We start from the raw sequence: 274 nt of genomic DNA, 5'->3' as shown, positions 1-274 counted from the left end.
TGTTGTTGAGGTAGGCGGGGAGGTTGGTTTCGGGGGTGGTGGTGGAGGCTCCGGCGAGGACGGTGGGTGCTTTGCCCTTCATGGTGGTGGCGATGGTGCCGGTGATGGTGAAGGTACGGGTCTCGCCGGCGTTCATCGCGGTGGGCAGGGTCCACCAGGTGCCGTTCAGGGACGAGCCGAGGACGGGGACGGTGCGGGTGCCGTCGGATCGGCCCGCGGTGGGGTTGTAGGTGACGCCCGTGGTGTTCAGGCCGGTGAACGCCGCGCCGACCTG

At 69.0% G+C, this 274-nt stretch carries 1 protein-coding gene; it reads right to left on the bottom strand.

Annotated features, from left to right (window positions below; translation table 11 throughout):
• The coding region (locus AA75_RS49595; RefSeq protein WP_033821878.1) for a hypothetical protein at positions 1 to 274 on the bottom strand (274 nt) is incomplete at both ends.

It is taken from the genome of Kitasatospora sp. MBT63 (genome assembly GCF_000710465.2).
GTDB lineage: Bacteria > Actinomycetota > Actinomycetes > Streptomycetales > Streptomycetaceae > Kitasatospora.
Note: the sequence above shows the minus strand (reverse complement) of the source record. Positions and strands in the feature narration are given on the sequence as shown.